The following is a 16,669-nucleotide window of genomic DNA, read 5'->3' as shown; positions in this document are numbered from 1 at the left end:
AAGGAAATGACGATCGGCATGATAGGTCGCAAAGTCGGTATGACGCGGGTGGCGGGAGAAGGCGGCACGGTTGTCCCGGTAACCGTAATTCATCTAGCGGAAAACCTCGTCACCCAGGTAAAAAGCCAGGCAGATGACGGTTACGACGCGGTTCAGGTTGGCGTCGGCAGTGTTCGACCACAACGCCTAAGCTCGGCAATGGCCGGCCATTTCCGTAAGGCCGCCGTAGAACCCCGCCGTTTTTTGCGTGAGTTTCGCCTGAATGAGTCTGGTTCTTATCAGGCTGGGCAGGAGTTGTCCATAGACATGTTCACCGTCGGACAGCGGATTGATGTGACCGGTATCAGTAAGGGTAAAGGATTCGCGGGTGCCATAAAGCGGCATAACTTCCGCAGCAACCGTGCCAGCCATGGTAACTCCTTGTCCCATCGTGCGCCGGGTTCCATTGGCTGTCGCCAGACCCCTGGCCGGGTATTTAAGGGCAAGAAAATGGCCGGACAATTGGGCAACGAACAGGTCACCACTCTCAACCTTGAGGTAGTGCGCGTTGACGTTGAGCGGCGTCTGGTGATGATCAAGGGTAGCGTTCCCGGTGCCAATGAGGGCGACGTACTCTTGCGCCCGACGGTACGTGGGTAATTGGGGGCAGGACAATGGAAGTAAATAGCATTCACATTAGTAGCGGCAAGGGTGGAAAAATCGAACTGGCGGATTCCGTTTTCGCCGCACCCTATAACGAGGCGTTGCTACATCAGGTAGTGGTTGCGCAGTTGGCTGGCCTACGCAGCGGTACTGCGGTGCAAAAAAACCGCGCGGCAGTTCGTGGTGGCGGGCGTAAGCCATGGAAGCAGAAGGGCGGCGGGCGTGCGCGTGCGGGCAGTATTCGCAGCCCCATCTGGCGCGGCGGCGGTCGCGCATTTCCCGGCGTTACCCAGAGCTACAAACAAAAGGTCAACAAGAAAATGTGGGCCGGCGCGATGCGTAGTGCGTTAGCTGAACTCTTGCGGCAGGACCGGCTACAGATCATCACCGCCGAAGACTTTGCGGAGCCGAAGGCAAAGCTGGGGCGTACCTGGTTGCAGGCCGCTGGTGGTGACGACGTGCTGGTTGTTATGGCGGAAGCGCCGGTCAACTTCTTTTTGTCCTTGCGGAATTTTCCGCACGTCGGACTTGCGGAATGGCAGGACGTTGGTCCCGCCGACCTGCTGCGCTATGGACGGGTACTGATGGACGCTGACGCGGCGAATAAATTTGCGGAGGTGTACGGATGAACAACGAACGTCAATATCTCGTGCTGCTAGCGCCCGTGGTGAGCGAAAAAAGCACGATGCAGACCCAGGCAGCGAATCAGTATGCTTTTCGCGTTGCCCGCGACGCGACTAAGGCCGAGATCAAATCGGCAGTAGAAAAGTTGTTTCAGGTCAACGTTCTTTCCGTCCAGACGCTGAACTATGACGGTAAGCCGAAGCGTATGGGGCGCCAACAAGGGCGTCGCTCCGCTTGGAAGAAGGCCTATGTGCGCCTCGCCCAAGGCAACAGCATCGACTTTGGCATTGCCTGAGAGAAATAGGGGATAATCATGGCTCTCGTACGTACCAAACCGACCTCTGCAGGGCGACGTTTCGTCATCAAGGTCGTTAATCCTGAGCTCCACAAGGGAGCTCCGGTCAAAGGCCTGACCAGCAGTCAGTCGCATACTGGTGGACGCAATCACCACGGTCGCGTTACCCGCCGGCATGCCGGTGGTGGACATCGGCAGCATTATCGTATGGTCGATTTTCGCCGGAACAAGAATGACATCCCGGCCAAGGTGGAGCGTATCGAATACGACCCCAACCGCAGCGCCCATCTAGCTCTCCTCTGTTATGCCGACGGTGAGCGCCGTTATATCCTTGCGCCCAAAGGTGTGCAGGCCGGTGACACGCTCATGTCTGGCGAAGATACTCCGGTGCGGGCTGGTAATTGCATGCCGCTGCGTAAGATCCCGGTAGGCAGCGTGGTACACAATATTGAGCTGCGCCCAGGCAAGGGCGGGCAGATTGCGCGCTCCGCCGGTGCCTCTGCCCAGTTGATGGCGCGCGAGGGTGATTATGCCCAAGTCCGCCTGCGCTCTGGTGAAGTGCGCAAAATTCATGTATCCTGCCGCGCCACATTGGGTGTTGTCGGTAATGATGAACACGGAACGCGGCAGTTGGGTAAGGCGGGTGCCACCCGCTGGCGGGGTGTTCGTCCTACGGTTCGCGGCGTGGCCATGAACCCCGTCGATCATCCACATGGTGGTGGTGAAGGGCGCACCTCAGGTGGGCGTCACCCGGTTTCTCCCTGGGGGCAGCCGACCAAGGGGTATCGTACCCGTCGTAACAAACGTACCAGCGGCATGATCGTTCGCCGCCGGAAGGCTTGATCAGGGAAGAGGAATTCGTCGTGCCACGTTCCATCAAGAAAGGTCCATTTGTGGACCAACATCTCGACAAAAAGGTCCAGGATGCCCAGGCGAGCAATAGTCGCAAGCCGATCAAGACCTGGTCGCGCCGTTCTACCATTACCCCGGATTTTATCGGCCTTACGTTCGCAGTGCATAACGGCAAACAACATATTCCAGTGGTCGTGAATGAGAATATGGTGGGCCATAAACTCGGCGAGTTTGCGTTGACCCGGACCTTCAAGGGCCACGTTGCCGACAAGAAAGCCAAGCGTTGAGGAAATTGAGATGAGATCAACGGCAGTACTCAAAGGATTGCAAATGTCGCCGCAAAAGGCGCGGCTGGTTGCCGACCTTGTGCGTGGGCAGCCGGTCGACAAGGCGCTCGACATTCTTCGCTTTACGCAGAAAAAAGCAGCCTTGCCCATTCGGAAGTGTTTGGAGTCTGCGATTGCCAACGCTGAGAATAACGAAGGTGCAGACGTCGACGCATTGGTGGTTGAGACCATCATGATCGATGGTGGCGCCGTACTGAAGCGTTTTGCTGCACGCGCCAAAGGGCGCGGCACGAGAATCCTCAAGCGCACCAGCCACATCACCATCGTCGTATCCGAACAGTAAGCGAGGAAAATATGGGTCAGAAAACCAATCCAATCGGACTGCGTCTGGGAATCATTAAGAATTGGAACTCGCGCTGGTACGGTAAGGCTGATTTCAAAGACAAACTCCTGGAAGATATTCGCATCCGCGATTTCATCCGCAAGCGTCTGAGTGGCGCTGCTATCTCCGACATTACTGTGGAGCGTCCAGCGCGTAGCGCGCGGATCACGCTGCATACTGCGCGTCCTGGCGTGGTAATCGGCAAGAAAGGCGAGGACATCGAGAATCTGCGCGCTGAAGTACAAAAGCGTATGGGGATTCCGGTGCATGTGAATGTCGAAGAGATCCGCAAACCGGAATTAGACGCGCAACTGGTTGCCGAAAATGTTGCCCAGCAACTGGAGCGCCGAGTCATGTTTCGACGCGCAATGAAACGCGCCGTCACTAACGCCATGCGTTTTGGTGCACAAGGGATGCGCATCAACTGCGCCGGGCGCCTTGGTGGTGCGGAAATCGCGCGCACCGAATGGTATCGTGAGGGGCGCGTGCCGCTGCACACCCTGCGCGCCGATATTGATTATGGTTTCGCCGAAGCAAAAACGACCTACGGAATTATCGGTATCAAGGTCTGGATCTTCAAGGGCGAAATTCTGGAATGGAGCAGCGCCGCTAGCGTTGCTGCCGCGCAGAAGTAAGGAGAGCGGTGATGTTGCAACCTAAACGGACCAAGTTTCGCAAACAGCACAAGGGGCGCAATCGCGGCCTGGCGACGCGCGGCAACAAAGTTAGCTTTGGTGAGTATGGCCTCAAGGCCATTACCCGTGGGCGCGTTACCGCACGGCAGATCGAGGCCGCACGGCGCGCGATCAACCGTCACGTGCGCCGTGGCGGACGTATTTGGGTGCGCATTTTCCCTGATAAACCCATCAGCAAGAAACCAGCTGAGGTACGTATGGGTAAGGGCAAGGGCAATCCCGAATACTGGGTAGCGCAAATTCAGCCTGGTAAGGTTTTGTATGAGATGGAAGGTGTAACGGAAGAAGTTGCGCGTGAAGCCCTGCGGCTTGGCGCCGCCAAATTACCGGTACAGACCATCGTGGTAGAACGGCGGGTGATGGGATGAAAGGACAAGATTTGAGCAAACTATCCGCGTCCGAGTGTCAGACGCAGTTGCTTGCGCTCCTCGAAGAGCAGTTCAAGCTGCGCATGCAGCATGGCACCGGGCAACTGGCGAAGACCGCACGCCTGCGTGGCGTTCGCCGTGATATCGCGCGTGTGCGTACCGAGATCAGCAAAAAGGCGAAGGTGAGCCAATGAGCACAGAACAGAATCCCCGTAGTCTGGTGGGCACCGTGGTCAGTAACCGTATGGATAAGACTATCGTGGTTCTCGTTGAGCGGCGTATTCAGCATCCGCTCTACAAAAAGTACATACGACGCTCGAAAAAATTCCACGCCCATGATCAGGAAAATAGCTGCCAAATTGGTGACACCGTCCGCATTGAAGAGTGTCGGCCGCTGTCCAAGACCAAAACGTGGCGCCTAGTCTCTGTGGTTGGCCATGCTATTGCTGAAGGAGTCGCATCATGATTCAAATGCAAAGCCGGCTCGCTGTGGCGGATAACAGTGGAGCGCGTGAGGTAATGTGTATCAAAGTGCTGGGTGGTTCGCATCGGCGTTATGCAGATATCGGTGATGTGATCAAGGTGAGCATCAAAGATGCTGCGCCGCGCGGCAAGGTCAAGAAAGGCGACGTTTACAATGCCCTGATCGTGCGTACCCGTAAGGGTGTGCGGCGTGAGGATGGATCCGTCATCCGCTTCGATAACAACGCTGCGGTTCTGCTGAACAATCAGTTGCAGCCTATCGGTACGCGTATTTTTGGCCCGGTCACCCGCGAGCTGCGTGGCGCCAATTTTATGAAGATCATTTCGCTCGCGCCTGAAGTGTTGTAGGAGCTGCGCATGAGCAAGATTCGTAAAGACGACGAAGTGGTGGTGCTCAGCGGTAAGGACAAGGGTAAACGTGGCAAAGTACTGCGCGTGCTACCCGAGGAAAACCGTGCCATCGTGGAAAAGGTAAACATGATCAAGCGGCATCAACGGCCTGACCGCATGGGTAATGGCGGCGGCATCGTGGAAAAGGAAGCCCCGGTGCAATTGTGCAAACTCGCGGTGTATAACCCGGCGACGGGCAAGGCAGATCGCGTGGGTTTCAAATTCCTCGCTGATGGCAGCAAAGTTCGTGTGTTCAAAAGCAACGGCGAACAGCTGGCTAAGCACTGAGGGAGCAGGTAGAGATGGAAGCACGTTTGCAAAAAATTTATAAGGATCAGATCGTCCCGCGCCTGATTCAGGAATTCGGCTACAAGAGCGTGATGGAAGTCCCGCGCTTGCAGAAAATTACCATCAACATGGGGGTTGGCGAAGCGGTGGGCGACAAGAAAGTCCTGGAAGCCGCAGTTGGTGATATGACCAAGATTGCCGGCCAGAAGCCCATCGTTACCAAGGCGCGCAAATCGGTTGCTGCGTTTAAGATCCGCGACGGGTATCCGATCGGCTGTATGGTCACCCTGCGTGGTGAACGTATGTACGAATTTCTCGATCGTCTGGTGAGCATTGCCATTCCGCGGATTCGCGATTTTCGTGGTTTGTCGCCAAAGTCCTTTGACGGACGTGGTAACTATTCTATGGGCGTAAAGGAACAGATCATCTTCCCCGAGATCGAATACGACAAGATCGATCGGCTCCGCGGGATGGATGTGACCTTTACTACCACCGCCAAGAACGACGCTGAGGCTCTGGGTTTGCTCAAAGCCTTCAAAATGCCGTTCCGCGCCTGAGGAGAGTTAAGGTATGGCCAAAAAATCAATGATCGCCAAGGCGGCACGGACACCCAAATTTCAGGTTCGCGCCTATCATCGTTGCCAGTTGTGCGGGCGTGCCCATGGCTACTATCGCAAGTTTGGACTTTGTCGTCTTTGCCTGCGTAAGCATGCCTCTGCCGGCAATATCCCCGGCGTCGTGAAGAGCAGTTGGTGAGGGAAAGATGAGCATTACAGATCCTATCGCAGATATGCTGACGCGCATTCGCAATGCGCAGGCAGTAGGCAAAAATTTCGTACAGGTTCCAGCTTCCACGCTGAAACGAGCGATCGCGCGCGTCCTTTTGGAAGAGGGCTATATTGCTGAGATTGCAGACGATACCTTGGCCGGCCATCCGAGCCTGCGTATTACCCTGAAGTATTACGCTGGTGAGGGTGTCATCTCCGAAATTCGCCGTATCAGTCGGCCCGGAGTACGTATTTATCGTGGCGCACAGGAGCTGCCGCGGGTGCGCGACGGCTATGGCATCGCTATTGTGTCGACGTCCCGGGGCATCATGACCGATCGCGCGGCGCGCGCCGAAGGTATCGGCGGCGAAGTGCTCTGCGTCGTAGCCTAAGGGGGAACCATGTCACGCATAGCAAAACAAGCAGTAATCCTGCCCAAGGGTGTCGAAGTAAGAGTGGACGCGGGACAGGTCGTAGTCAAAGGCCCCAAGGGTCAGCTTACGATGCCGTTGCAGGCCGGTGTCGAAATCCATGTTGATGGCGACAGCGCGAATGTGAATTGGCAAGCCGAGGTTGTACATCATGCGGGCACGACCCGCGCACTGCTTTCCAATATGGTGCAAGGCGTTTCCCAAGGATTTGAGCGCAAGCTGGAAATTATCGGCGTTGGTTATCGTGCCCAGGCCAAAGGAAAGACATTGGGTTTGAGCTTGGGTTTTTCACATCCGGTTGAATACCCGGTGCCTGAGGCCATCACCGTTGAAACGCCAACGCAGACCGAAATCGTTATCCGTGGAGCGGATAAGCAGATGGTCGGTCAGGTCGCCGCTGATATCCGCGCGTATCGGCCACCGGAGCCTTATAAGGGCAAGGGTGTTCGCTATGCTGGCGAGCAGGTCCGGCGTAAAGAAGCCAAGAAGAAGTGAGGGGATCAGCAATGGACAAGAACATCAGTCGCTTGCGGCGAGCCAGAAAGACGCGTGCGCGCATCGCCGGCCAAGGCAAACTCCGTTTGGCGGTCTATCGCTCCGGCAAACATATCTATGCACAAATCATCGACGACAGCCAAGGGCGGGTGCTTACCCAGGCCTCCTCGGTGGAGAAAGATGTCCGCGCTACGGTCAAGAATGGAAGCAGCGCTGAGAGTGCAGCAATTATCGGTAAGCGCGTGGCAGAAAAGGCCAAAGGCCTCGGTATCACCCAAGTGGCCTTCGACCGTAGCGGCTATCGCTATCATGGTCGGGTAAAGGCCCTAGCCGAAGCAGCACGCGAAAGCGGCCTGTCCTTCTGACGGAGTATTGACAATGGCAAGAGAGAATCGCGAGAGCCAACAGCCGAGCGACGGAATGTTGGAAAAGCTTATCCATATCAACCGCGTGTCAAAAGTTGTAAAGGGTGGCCGGCAGTTCGGGTTTGCTGCGCTGATGGTGGTTGGTGACGGAGATGGTAAGGTGGGCTTCGGGCGCGGCAAGGCGAAAGAGGTCCCCGCTGGCATCCAAAAAGCCACGGATCAGGCGCGTCGCTACCTTACCCAAGTGCCATTGATGCGCGGCACCATCCCGTTTCCGGTTGAGGGACGGCATGGGGCAGCGCGCGTTATTCTGCGCCCTGCGCCAGAAGGAAGTGGTGTGATCGCGGGTGGCGCGATGCGCGCGGTCTGCGAGGCGGTCGGGTTGCGTAATGTGGTAGCCAAGTCCTTGGGCTCCAACAACCCGATCAATGTCGTTCGCGCCACCTTCGACGCGTTCTCCAAGTTGGCTAGTCCGCAGTCGATCGCCATGAAGCGTGGTAAAACGTTACAAGAGATCCGTGGGCACGGAGGGGCTGGGCATGAGTAAGATCTTACGGGTTACGCTGGTACGTAGCCTCATTGGGATCACCGAGAAGCATCGCGCAACCGTGCGTGGCTTAGGGTTGCGTCACACCGGACATACCGTTGAGCTGAGTGATACCCCAGAGGTTCGCGGTATGATCAAGAAAGTCCCGTATCTTTTGCGTTGGGAAGAACAGTCATGAAATTGAATACCATTGCTCCCGCGCCGGGTGCTAAGAAAGAGCGCGTGCGGGTTGGACGCGGCATCGGTAGCGGTTTTGGTAAGACCGCCGGCCGCGGGCACAAAGGTCAGCACGCACGCTCTGGTGGTTATCATAAGGTCGGTTTTGAAGGCGGCCAGATGCCGTTGCAACGCCGTATCCCCAAGCGTGGGTTCCGCAACAACGGGGCTCAGGTGGTAGTCGAAGTCACGCTGGACATGCTGGAAAGTGCCGCGATTAGTGGGGTTGTTGATCTTGAAGCCTTGCGGTTGCGACGCTTCGTCCGCGGCGACGTTGACCAAGTCAAAGTGATCCGCACGGGCAAGCTGGAAGCAGCAGTTTCGGTCAAGGGCCTGCGCGTTAGCGCCGGTGCACGGCAGGCCATTGAGGCTGCTGGCGGCCAGGTAGAGGAATAAGATGGCCAACACCCTCGGCGCATTGGGCAATGCCGCACAGGGTGCGGGCAACATCGCCGAGCTACGTAAACGTATATTGTTCTTGCTCGGAGCGTTGCTGGTGTTTCGGATTGGGGCGCATATCCCCGTCCCCGGTATTGACCCCGCAGCTATGGCCTCATTCTTTCATCAGGAACAAGGCACGATTCTGGGTATGTTCAACATGTTTTCCGGGGGCGCGTTGTCACGGCTCACGGTATTCGCGTTGGGCATTATGCCATATATTAGCGCCTCAATTATTTTTCAGTTGGCCGGCTCTGTGGTTCCCCAACTGGAAGAACTAAAGAAAGAAGGCGAAGCTGGGCGGCGAAAGATTACCGAATACACCCGCTACGCCACGGTCGTATTGTCCCTCTTGCAGGGTTTGGGCATTGCCGTTGCAATAGAAAAGATGCATGGCGGATCCGTCCCGGTGGTTATCGATCCTGGCCCGCTATTTCTGTTTACCACCACCATCACGCTCTCTGCGGGAACGGTTTTTCTCATGTGGCTCGGCGAGCAGATTACCGAGCGTGGGATTGGTAACGGTATTTCGTTGATCATCTTCGCCGGGATTGTTGCTGGGCTACCGCAGGCCCTCGCCACCATGTTGGAGTTGGTGCGCACAGGACAATTTCAGCCGCTTTTCGCTTTGGCGATATTCGTCTTGGCATTGCTCGTGTTGGCGTTTGTGGTATTTATGGAGAGTGCGCAGCGTCGGATTCCGATCCAGTACGCCAAGCGGCAGGTTGGACGGAAGATTTATGGTGGGCAAAGTACACACATGCCACTCAAGGTGAACATGTCTGGTGTCATTCCGCCGATCTTCGCTACCAGCATACTTTTGCTGCCCGCTACCCTTGCCGGTTGGTTCGCTAATGTTCCCGGAATGGAATGGTTGTCACGGATTGGACAGGCTTTGAGTCCGGGTAGCACGCTTTACGTCATAGTGTTTACTACCGCCATTGTGTTCTTCGCGTTTTTTTATACAGCGATGGTATTTAACCCCCGCGAGACAGCAGACAATCTGAAAAAATCCGGTGCGTTTGTGCCTGGCCTGCGGCCTGGCGAACAGACTGCCAAATATATGGATCGAGTCCTCAGCAGACTAACGCTTTGGGGCGCGATTTATCTCACCTTGGTATGTTTGTTGCCCGAGTTCCTAATTACCGAATATAACGTGCCGTTTTACTTTGGCGGTACTAGTTTACTGATTGTCGTTGTCGTGATGATGGACCTTATGGCCCAACTGCAGAGTCACTTGCTGACGCATCGCTATGAGGGCTTGCTGCGCAAAAGCGGTCAGCAAGGTAAGCGGTAATCATGAAAGGCGCCGGGCATATTATTCTCCTGGGTGCGCCAGGGGTCGGTAAGGGCACGCAAGCCAAGGTGATCTCAGCTGATTTGGGCTTGCCTCACGTTTCTACAGGTGATATGCTCCGCGCCTCTGTTACAACCGGTAGCGAAATGGGTAAGCGCGCGAAGGCGGTAATGGAGTCTGGTGCTCTGGTAAATGACGAGATCATTCTCGGTATCGTTTCGGAACGCTTGCGCGAAGATGACGCGAGGAATGGTGTCGTATTCGATGGTTTTCCGCGCACGGTAGTGCAGGCAGAGGGTCTCGACCGGCTTCTCTCGGATATCGCCGGCGTGTCGATCGGACACATTTTGCACATTGTGTTGGAGGACGAGGAAATCGTCGATCGTTTGTCTGGGCGGCGCGTGTGTCGCGATTGTGGCGCGATCTACCACATGCGCTTCCAGCCGCCAAAAGTGGATGGTTGTTGTGATCGCTGTGGTGGCGAGCTCTTTCAGCGCGACGACGATCAGCCGGCTGTGATTCGCCATCGTCTCGCGGTGTACATGGCTGAAACTGCCCCGCTTGTTTCATTCTATCGCGGCAGGAGTGGGTACGCAGAAGTGGACGGTAACGGGACTAGCGCTGCGGTTACTGACAGAATTCGTGGTTTTTTGGGGTAACGGATGGCCAAGGAAGACACTCTCGAAATGCAGGGAGAAGTCATAGAGAACCTGCCTAGTGCGACATTTAAAGTGCGCTTGGAGAACGGGTTCGTGGTCAATGCACACATCTCCGGAAAAATGCGTATGCACTACATACGTATTCTGCCCGGAGATAAGGTCACTGTGGAGATGACGCCTTACGACCTGAGCAAGGGGCGCATCACCTATCGCGCCAAGTAAGGAGGCGGTCCATGAAAGTTCGTGCATCGGTAAAAAAGCTTTGCCGTAACTGTAAGATCATACGTCGCAACGGCGTCGTACGCGTGATTTGCGTCGAACCACGGCATAAGCAGCGGCAGGGATGAGAGTGGTAACGGGGTTGATTATGATGAATGGGAAGGAGTAGGGAATGGCCCGCATTGCTGGTGTCAATATTCCGAATAACAAGCAGATCGGCGTCGCGTTGACCTATATCTACGGAATCGGGGCGACCCGGTCGCGAGACATTCTTGCGGCTGCTGAGGTCGACACCGTTGTACGTGTCAAGGACATCAGCGAAGGTGAGCTCGAGCGTATCCGGACCGAGGTCGGTAAATATGTGGTTGAAGGTGACCTGCGCCGTGAAGTCACCATGAGTATCAAACGACTCATGGATTTGGGCTGCTATCGTGGCATTCGTCATCGCCGCGGTCTTCCCGTTCATGGCCAACGGACGAAAACCAACGCGCGCACCCGCAAGGGCCCGGCGAAGCCCATCGCCCGCTGAGCTTGAAGGATCGATACTATGGCAAAAACGCAGAGTAATGTACGAGTGCGCAAAAAGGTAAAAAAGAACGTCGTCGACGGCGTCGCGCACATCTATGCTTCATTCAATAACACCATCATCACGATCAGCGACCGGCAGGGCAATGCCTTGGCGTGGGCCAGTTCCGGTGGTTCTGGCTTCCGTGGCTCGCGGAAAAGTACCCCGTTCGCCGCGCAGGTGGCTGCGGAAAACGCGGGTCGCCGGGCGCAAGAGTACGGCGTGAAGAATCTGGACGTTGAGGTCAGTGGCCCCGGACCGGGTCGAGAGAGTACCGTTCGCGCGTTACATTCTGTCGGTTTTCGCATCACTAGCATTCGCGACGTGACGCCAATCCCTCACAATGGCTGCCGTCCGCCCAAAAAGCGGCGCGTTTAATTTTTTCGGAGGTAGGTAGTGGCTAAATATACCGGCCCCAGTTGCCGTCAGTGCCGGCGCGAAGGTGGCAAGCTCTTTCTCAAGGGAGAAAAATGTTTCTCCGATAAGTGCCCGGTCGTGGTTCGGGCCTACGCACCGGGTCAGCACGGTCAACGCCGGGCGCGCGTCAGCGAATATGGTACCCAGCTGCGCGAAAAGCAAAAGGTGCGGCGCGTTTATGGCATCTTGGAAGGTCAGTTTCGCCGTTATTTTGCCGCTGCTTCGCAGAAAAAGGGTGTTACTGGCGAATTGCTGTTGCGCTTCCTTGAGTTGCGTCTCGATAACGTGGCGTATCGCCTGGGGTTTGGCGCTTCCCGAGCGGAGGCGCGGCAGGTGGTTCGGCATGGACATATCACCGTTAACGGTCGACGCGTTGACATTCCGTCCTACCAGGTGCGGGCTGGTGATGTGGTCGCCGTGACTGCATCTGCCAAGGAGCATGCGCGTATACTTGCGGCCGTTGAGGCAGCAGAAGTGCGCGGCTACCCCGAATGGCTCAGCGTGGATACCAAGGCACTCAGTGCCACTGTCAAAGCCGTCCCCGTGCGCGACGAGATGCCGCAGGACCTGAACGAGCAGATGGTAGTGGAACTCTACTCCAAGTAAACCGGAGCAACGAGGATTATTTATGGCTGAAGTTGGCGAGCTTTTGTGTCCGCAGAATTACGAAATCGAAAGGACCGGTGCACATTCTGCACGGGTTAGCTTGGGTCCTCTGGAGCGCGGTTTTGGACACACCCTCGGTAATGCGCTGCGGCGAATTCTTCTTTCGTCGCTGAAAGGTGTTGCAGTTACCGAGGTCGAAATCGAGGGCGTGTTGCACGAATACTCTAGCCTAGAGGGTGTGCAAGAGGACGTCGTCGACATTCTTCTGAACCTGAAACAGCTCGCGATCCGCAGCCATCGGCTCGAATCGCAGACCATCACCGTGCGTAAGCGTGGCCCAGGGCCGGTGACCGGTGCCGACATCGTGGCCGAGCATGGCGTGGAAGTTGCTAATGCAGCACAGGTTATTGCGACCATTACCCGTGATGTGGAAATGGTCATGCACCTGCGCCTTGATTTCGGACGCGGTTACCAAGCTGCGGCAACGCGGCAACGCGATCATGAAAAACGTATTGGGGTGCTTGCGCTCGATGCGAGCTTCAGCCCCGTGCTGCGGGTCAGCTTTCAGGTGGAGAGCGCCCGTGTTGAACAGCGCACGGATCTCGATCGGTTGGTGCTCGATGTTGAGACTAACGGCACCATTGAGCCCTTGGCGGCGGTGCAGGAAGCGGCTCGTATATTGCGGCAGCAGCTGGATGTCTTCGTCACTGGAGAAGCGCCGATAGTCGAAGAGGCGCGCAATGTGGCCATCGTGGAAGACCTGATGCCGTTGCTCGAACGTCCGGTGGATGATCTCGAATTGACGGTGCGCTCGCTGAACTGTCTCAAGGCAGAAGATATTTTCTACATCGGTGACTTGGTGCAGAAATCGGAAAATGAGCTGCTGAAGGCTCCTAATTTAGGGCGCAAGTCGTTGACCGAAATCAAAGAAATCTTGGCCGCTAAAAGCCTTTCTTTGGGGATGCGTTTGCAGAATTGGCCACCCGAGAATCTGCCACCGCTCGGTAACAAAAATATCGTCGAGGCAGACTGAGTCGTTAACCTTTATTTGGGGAGTGTGACGTCATGCGTCATGGTAATAGTGGAAAAAAATTGAATCGTAACAGTAGTCATCGTCGGGCGATGTTTGCCAACATGATGGTGTCTCTCTTTGCGCACGAGCGTATTGTTACTACCTTACCCAAGGCTAAGGAACTGCGGCGCTTTGCCGAACCGATGATCACTTTGGCGAAAGAGCCGACGGTGGCGCGGCGGCGTCTTGCGTTCTCGCGCTTGCGCGATCGCGACGCGGTTGTAAAGCTATTCGACGAGCTTGGTCCGCATTATAAGGCGCGGCCGGGCGGATATCTGCGCATCGTCAAATATGGCTTTCGCGCCGGTGACAATGCGCCATTGGCGATTGTCGAACTGGTTGATCGGGAGGTAAGCGCTTCTTAGGCTGCAGCTTCGCTGCTATCGGAAGGGCTGAGGGCCAGAGGGGCTCTCAGCCCTTTTCCGCTTTTACGGTCAGGTGCCGCGCGAGGTAATAACCGGTATGGGAATGCTGCGCCCGCATTAATTCTTCCGGAGTACCCTGGGCGATGATCTGGCCGCCACCGCTACCGCCCTCGGGCCCCAGATCAACTAGCCAGTCAGCGCTTTTGATCACATCGAGGTTATGTTCGATGACGATAACGGTGTTGCCTGCGTCTACCAGCTTTTGTAAGACACTCAGTAGCAAGGCAATGTCGTGAAAGTGCAGGCCCGTAGTAGGTTCATCGAGTATATACAGCGTGCGGCCGGTGTCCCGGCGGGATAGTTCGCGCGCGAGTTTGACCCGCTGCGCTTCGCCTCCGGAGAGCGTAGTCGCCGATTGTCCGAGCTGTATGTAGCCGAGCCCAACGTCGAGTAGCGTTCCCAGTTTGCGCGCGATACTGGGTACCGCAGCGAAAAAGGTGGCTGCTTCTTCTACCGTCATCTGTAAAACATCGTGGATGGACTTGCCCTTGTAGAGAATCTCCAGGGTCTCGCGCTTGTAGCGGCGCCCTTGGCAGACGTCGCACTCAACATACACGTCTGGCAGAAAATGCATTTCAACGCGAAGCACTCCCTCTCCCTCGCAGGCCTCACAACGCCCACCCTTGACGTTGAAGCTGAAACGCCCCGGGCCGTAGCCGCGCGCGCGCGCCTCGCCGGTACCGGCAAACAGTTCGCGCACCGCGGTAAATAGCCCGCTATAGGTGGCGGGATTGCTACGCGGAGTGCGCCCGATCGGGCTTTGGTCAATGGCAATGACCTTGTCCAGATGCTCTAGACCAATGAGTTCCTCGTAGGGGGCGGGCGTAAGATGGCTATTCATGAGCTTACGCGAACAGGCCGGGTAGAGCGTGTCGTTGATTAGGGTGGATTTTCCCGAACCGCTAACCCCGGTAATACAGGTGAAGAGGCCGAGGGGAATCTCGAGCGTTACTGTACGCAGGTTGTGCCCACGCGCACCGCATAGACGTAAGAGCCGGTTTTCCTCCAGCGGGCGGCGACGTTCGGGGGTAGCGATACAGAGTTCTCCGCGCAGATATTTGCCAGTGAGGGAATCGGCGCTGCTGACCACCATTGCCGGATGCCCATGCGCGACCACTTCGCCACCGTGCACGCCAGCAGCGGGGCCCATGTCGACGAGGTAATCGGCAGCACGAATTGCATCCTCGTCATGCTCGACGACAATGACGGTGTTGCCCAAGTCGCGGAGCCGCTTGAGGGTGTGGAGTAGGCGATCATTGTCGCGTTGGTGCAGCCCGATCGACGGTTCGTCGAGCACATACATTACTCCCACGAGGCCCGCGCCAATTTGCGAGGCCAGGCGAATCCGCTGTGCCTCGCCACCAGAGAGGGTCTCGGCGGCGCGGTCCAGGGTTAGATAGTCGAGGCCGACATCCATGAGAAACTGCAGTCGGTCGTTGATCTCTTTGAGGATACGCTCGGCAATGACGGCTTCCTTGCCACCCAGTTGCAGGTCTTTGATACTGTCCAGGGCAGTGCCAATCGACAGGGCGGAGAATTCATGCACAGCCAATGCACCGACGCGCACCATGCGTGCCTCGCTGCGCAGCCGACTCCCGCCGCAGTCCGGGCAGGGTAAACGCCCCATATAGCGGAGAATCTCCTCGCGCAGTAGCTGAGACTGGGTCTCGCGTAGGCGTTTTTCCAGGTTCGGGATGACGCCGGGATAGCGCTGCGTTTCCGTCTTTCCAGCCCGGCTGCGAATCGCTAAAGGTTCCGGATAGCCATGCAGTAGGGTGTCTTGTACCTTGCCGGGCAATTCCTCCCAGGGGGTATCTAGCGAAAAGTCCAGCCGCTTGGCCAAGGCATGCAGTAGCGCGGGAAGGACGTCATTTTGTCGTTGACGCCAAGGCGCAATCGCACCATCGGCAATGCTGAGGGCGGGGTTGGGGATGAGCAACTGGGGATCAAAGATATTGATTTCGCCGAGCCCATCGCAGCGCGGACAGGCACCTGCGGGATTGTTGAAGGAAAAGAGGCGGGGTTCCAGGGCGGGAAAGGAGCGGCCGCAATGATGGCAGGCGTGACGGGCGGAAAAAAAATGCTCCGCTTCTGCGTCTGGTTTGACGACAATGGCCTCCTCGTCGCCCATGGCCATAGCGCTCTCCAGGGATTCGGCTAGGCGTCCACGTACGTCATCACGCAACACCACACGGTCTACCACCGCCTCAATCCGATGCTTGCGCTTGGGGTCTAGCACCGGTACCTCTTCGAGCTCGCAGAGTTGGCCATCTACCCGGGCGCGCACCAAACCACGGGCACGCAAGCCCTGAAAAATCTCCTCGTGGCTACCTTTGCGGTCGCGTAACACCGGGGCCAGCACGAGCAAGCGCGTGCCGCTCTCCCAGCTAAGAATCTGGTCGAGCATCTGGGCAATGCTTTGGCTTTGGATCGGTTCGCCACAGCACCAAGGGGTTCCGACGCGCGCATAGAGCAGACGAAGATAATCATGGATCTCGGTGACGGTACCGACGGTAGAACGGGGATTGTGTGAAGTCGATTTCTGCTCGATGGCGATGGCCGGAGAAAGCCCCTCAATGGCATCCACATCGGGTTTGCCCATCAGGGAGAGAAATTGCCGCGCATAGGCGGAAAGACTCTCGACATACCGGCGTTGCCCCTCGGCATAGAGGGTATCGAAGGCAAGTGAGGACTTGCCTGAGCCGGAGAGGCCGGTAATCACGATCAGTTGGTCGCGTGGTAAACGCAAGCTGATGTTTTTGAGATTGTGCGTGCGGGCACCGCGAATTTCGATATGATCCATGCCGTTTGCTTCATAGCCGGTGAGAATGGGATAGTATAGGG

The 16,669-nt window shown here is 56.7% G+C and carries 30 protein-coding genes; 29 read left to right on the top strand and 1 reads right to left on the bottom strand.

Annotated elements, in window-relative coordinates:
• Positions 1–6: 6 nt before the first annotated feature.
• Genes rplC through rplQ form a run of 29 tightly spaced genes read left to right on the top strand, consistent with a single transcriptional unit; the run spans position 7 to position 13,765 of the window.
• Complete coding sequence (gene rplC / locus AB4090_RS08860) at positions 7–639, top strand: 50S ribosomal protein L3 (protein ID WP_369573511.1); 633 nt, start codon at positions 7–9, stop codon at positions 637–639.
• 14 nt (positions 640–653) lie between these two features.
• Positions 654–1,271, top strand: a complete 618-nt coding sequence (gene rplD, locus AB4090_RS08855; protein WP_369573510.1) for a 50S ribosomal protein L4 — start codon at positions 654–656, stop codon at positions 1,269–1,271.
• Entirely contained in the window at positions 1,268–1,561 is a 294-nt protein-coding gene (gene rplW / locus AB4090_RS08850; protein WP_369573509.1) for a 50S ribosomal protein L23, read from the top strand. The genes rplD and rplW overlap by 4 nt, the downstream gene beginning before the upstream one ends.
• A gap of 18 nt (positions 1,562–1,579) precedes the next feature.
• Entirely contained in the window at positions 1,580–2,404 is an 825-nt protein-coding gene (gene rplB, locus AB4090_RS08845) for a 50S ribosomal protein L2 (protein WP_369573508.1), read from the top strand.
• A 20-nt stretch (positions 2,405–2,424) separates the two neighbouring features.
• Positions 2,425–2,700: a 30S ribosomal protein S19 gene (gene rpsS / locus AB4090_RS08840; RefSeq protein ID WP_369573507.1), complete on the top strand. Its 276-nt coding sequence runs from the start codon at positions 2,425–2,427 to the stop codon at positions 2,698–2,700.
• Positions 2,701–2,710: 10 nt separating this feature from the next.
• A complete protein-coding gene (rplV, locus tag AB4090_RS08835; protein WP_369573506.1) occupies positions 2,711–3,043 on the top strand; it encodes a 50S ribosomal protein L22 in 333 nt (110 codons plus the stop codon).
• A gap of 11 nt (positions 3,044–3,054) precedes the next feature.
• The gene (gene rpsC, locus AB4090_RS08830; protein ID WP_369573505.1) at positions 3,055–3,717 is read left to right on the top strand and encodes a 30S ribosomal protein S3; all 663 of its coding nucleotides are present in this window, start codon (positions 3,055–3,057) and stop codon (positions 3,715–3,717) included.
• 11 nt (positions 3,718–3,728) lie between these two features.
• Entirely contained in the window at positions 3,729–4,145 is a 417-nt protein-coding gene (gene rplP, locus AB4090_RS08825; protein ID WP_369573504.1) for a 50S ribosomal protein L16, read from the top strand.
• Positions 4,142–4,339, top strand: a complete 198-nt coding sequence (gene rpmC / locus AB4090_RS08820) for a 50S ribosomal protein L29 (protein WP_369573503.1) — start codon at positions 4,142–4,144, stop codon at positions 4,337–4,339. The genes rplP and rpmC overlap by 4 nt, the downstream gene beginning before the upstream one ends.
• A complete protein-coding gene (gene rpsQ, locus AB4090_RS08815; RefSeq protein WP_369573502.1) occupies positions 4,336–4,611 on the top strand; it encodes a 30S ribosomal protein S17 in 276 nt (91 codons plus the stop codon). The genes rpmC and rpsQ overlap by 4 nt, the downstream gene beginning before the upstream one ends.
• Positions 4,608–4,976 (top strand): 50S ribosomal protein L14, encoded by a 369-nt coding sequence (gene rplN / locus AB4090_RS08810; RefSeq protein ID WP_215871585.1) that lies wholly within the window; start codon positions 4,608–4,610, stop codon positions 4,974–4,976. The genes rpsQ and rplN overlap by 4 nt, the downstream gene beginning before the upstream one ends.
• Before the next feature lie 9 nt (positions 4,977–4,985).
• Positions 4,986–5,306: a 50S ribosomal protein L24 gene (gene rplX, locus AB4090_RS08805; RefSeq protein WP_369573501.1), complete on the top strand. Its 321-nt coding sequence runs from the start codon at positions 4,986–4,988 to the stop codon at positions 5,304–5,306.
• A 14-nt stretch (positions 5,307–5,320) separates the two neighbouring features.
• Positions 5,321–5,863 carry a 50S ribosomal protein L5 gene (gene rplE / locus AB4090_RS08800; protein WP_369573500.1) on the top strand — a complete coding sequence of 181 codons (543 nt, stop codon included), beginning with the start codon at positions 5,321–5,323 and terminating at the stop codon, positions 5,861–5,863.
• Between the two features lie 13 nt (positions 5,864–5,876).
• Positions 5,877–6,062, top strand: coding sequence for a type Z 30S ribosomal protein S14 (locus AB4090_RS08795; RefSeq protein ID WP_369573499.1), 186 nt, complete (start codon positions 5,877–5,879; stop codon positions 6,060–6,062).
• Between the two features lie 7 nt (positions 6,063–6,069).
• A complete protein-coding gene (gene rpsH, locus AB4090_RS08790; RefSeq protein ID WP_369573498.1) occupies positions 6,070–6,465 on the top strand; it encodes a 30S ribosomal protein S8 in 396 nt (131 codons plus the stop codon).
• Between the two features lie 9 nt (positions 6,466–6,474).
• Positions 6,475–6,999 (top strand): 50S ribosomal protein L6, encoded by a 525-nt coding sequence (rplF, locus tag AB4090_RS08785; protein WP_369573497.1) that lies wholly within the window; start codon positions 6,475–6,477, stop codon positions 6,997–6,999.
• An 11-nt stretch (positions 7,000–7,010) separates the two neighbouring features.
• Positions 7,011–7,364: a 50S ribosomal protein L18 gene (gene rplR / locus AB4090_RS08780; protein WP_369573496.1), complete on the top strand. Its 354-nt coding sequence runs from the start codon at positions 7,011–7,013 to the stop codon at positions 7,362–7,364.
• Positions 7,365–7,377: 13 nt separating this feature from the next.
• Positions 7,378–7,911, top strand: coding sequence for a 30S ribosomal protein S5 (rpsE, locus tag AB4090_RS08775; RefSeq protein WP_369573495.1), 534 nt, complete (start codon positions 7,378–7,380; stop codon positions 7,909–7,911).
• A complete protein-coding gene (gene rpmD, locus AB4090_RS08770) occupies positions 7,904–8,089 on the top strand; it encodes a 50S ribosomal protein L30 (protein ID WP_369573494.1) in 186 nt (61 codons plus the stop codon). Before rpsE ends, rpmD begins: the two co-directional genes overlap by 8 nt.
• Positions 8,086–8,523, top strand: a complete 438-nt coding sequence (gene rplO / locus AB4090_RS08765) for a 50S ribosomal protein L15 (RefSeq protein ID WP_369573493.1) — start codon at positions 8,086–8,088, stop codon at positions 8,521–8,523. Before rpmD ends, rplO begins: the two co-directional genes overlap by 4 nt.
• 1 nt (position 8,524) lies before the next feature.
• Positions 8,525–9,862, top strand: coding sequence for a preprotein translocase subunit SecY (secY, locus tag AB4090_RS08760; protein WP_369573492.1), 1,338 nt, complete (start codon positions 8,525–8,527; stop codon positions 9,860–9,862).
• A gap of 2 nt (positions 9,863–9,864) precedes the next feature.
• Positions 9,865–10,521, top strand: coding sequence for an adenylate kinase (locus AB4090_RS08755; protein ID WP_369573491.1), 657 nt, complete (start codon positions 9,865–9,867; stop codon positions 10,519–10,521).
• 3 nt (positions 10,522–10,524) lie between these two features.
• A complete protein-coding gene (infA, locus tag AB4090_RS08750; protein ID WP_215871573.1) occupies positions 10,525–10,743 on the top strand; it encodes a translation initiation factor IF-1 in 219 nt (72 codons plus the stop codon).
• An 11-nt stretch (positions 10,744–10,754) separates the two neighbouring features.
• Positions 10,755–10,868, top strand: coding sequence for a 50S ribosomal protein L36 (gene rpmJ, locus AB4090_RS08745; protein WP_004870771.1), 114 nt, complete (start codon positions 10,755–10,757; stop codon positions 10,866–10,868).
• Positions 10,869–10,912: 44 nt separating this feature from the next.
• Positions 10,913–11,269, top strand: a complete 357-nt coding sequence (gene rpsM / locus AB4090_RS08740; protein WP_369573490.1) for a 30S ribosomal protein S13 — start codon at positions 10,913–10,915, stop codon at positions 11,267–11,269.
• Between the two features lie 18 nt (positions 11,270–11,287).
• Positions 11,288–11,683 carry a 30S ribosomal protein S11 gene (rpsK, locus tag AB4090_RS08735; protein ID WP_369573489.1) on the top strand — a complete coding sequence of 132 codons (396 nt, stop codon included), beginning with the start codon at positions 11,288–11,290 and terminating at the stop codon, positions 11,681–11,683.
• Positions 11,684–11,701: 18 nt separating this feature from the next.
• The gene (gene rpsD / locus AB4090_RS08730) at positions 11,702–12,328 is read left to right on the top strand and encodes a 30S ribosomal protein S4 (protein WP_369573488.1); all 627 of its coding nucleotides are present in this window, start codon (positions 11,702–11,704) and stop codon (positions 12,326–12,328) included.
• Positions 12,329–12,350: 22 nt separating this feature from the next.
• Positions 12,351–13,361 (top strand): DNA-directed RNA polymerase subunit alpha, encoded by a 1,011-nt coding sequence (gene rpoA / locus AB4090_RS08725; RefSeq protein ID WP_369573487.1) that lies wholly within the window; start codon positions 12,351–12,353, stop codon positions 13,359–13,361.
• Between the two features lie 32 nt (positions 13,362–13,393).
• Positions 13,394–13,765, top strand: coding sequence for a 50S ribosomal protein L17 (gene rplQ, locus AB4090_RS08720; protein WP_369573486.1), 372 nt, complete (start codon positions 13,394–13,396; stop codon positions 13,763–13,765).
• A 46-nt stretch (positions 13,766–13,811) separates the two neighbouring features.
• Here rplQ and uvrA read toward each other — a convergent pair whose 3' ends face one another.
• Positions 13,812–16,628: an excinuclease ABC subunit UvrA gene (uvrA, locus tag AB4090_RS08715; RefSeq protein ID WP_369573485.1), complete on the bottom strand. Its 2,817-nt coding sequence runs from the start codon at positions 16,626–16,628 to the stop codon at positions 13,812–13,814.
• Positions 16,629–16,669 lie beyond the last annotated feature (41 nt).

Origin of the sequence: Acidithiobacillus sp. IBUN Pt1247-S3, assembly GCF_041146875.1 — a bacterium.
Taxonomy (GTDB): domain Bacteria; phylum Pseudomonadota; class Gammaproteobacteria; order Acidithiobacillales; family Acidithiobacillaceae; genus Igneacidithiobacillus.
This window is presented reverse-complemented; position numbering and strand designations above follow the sequence as displayed.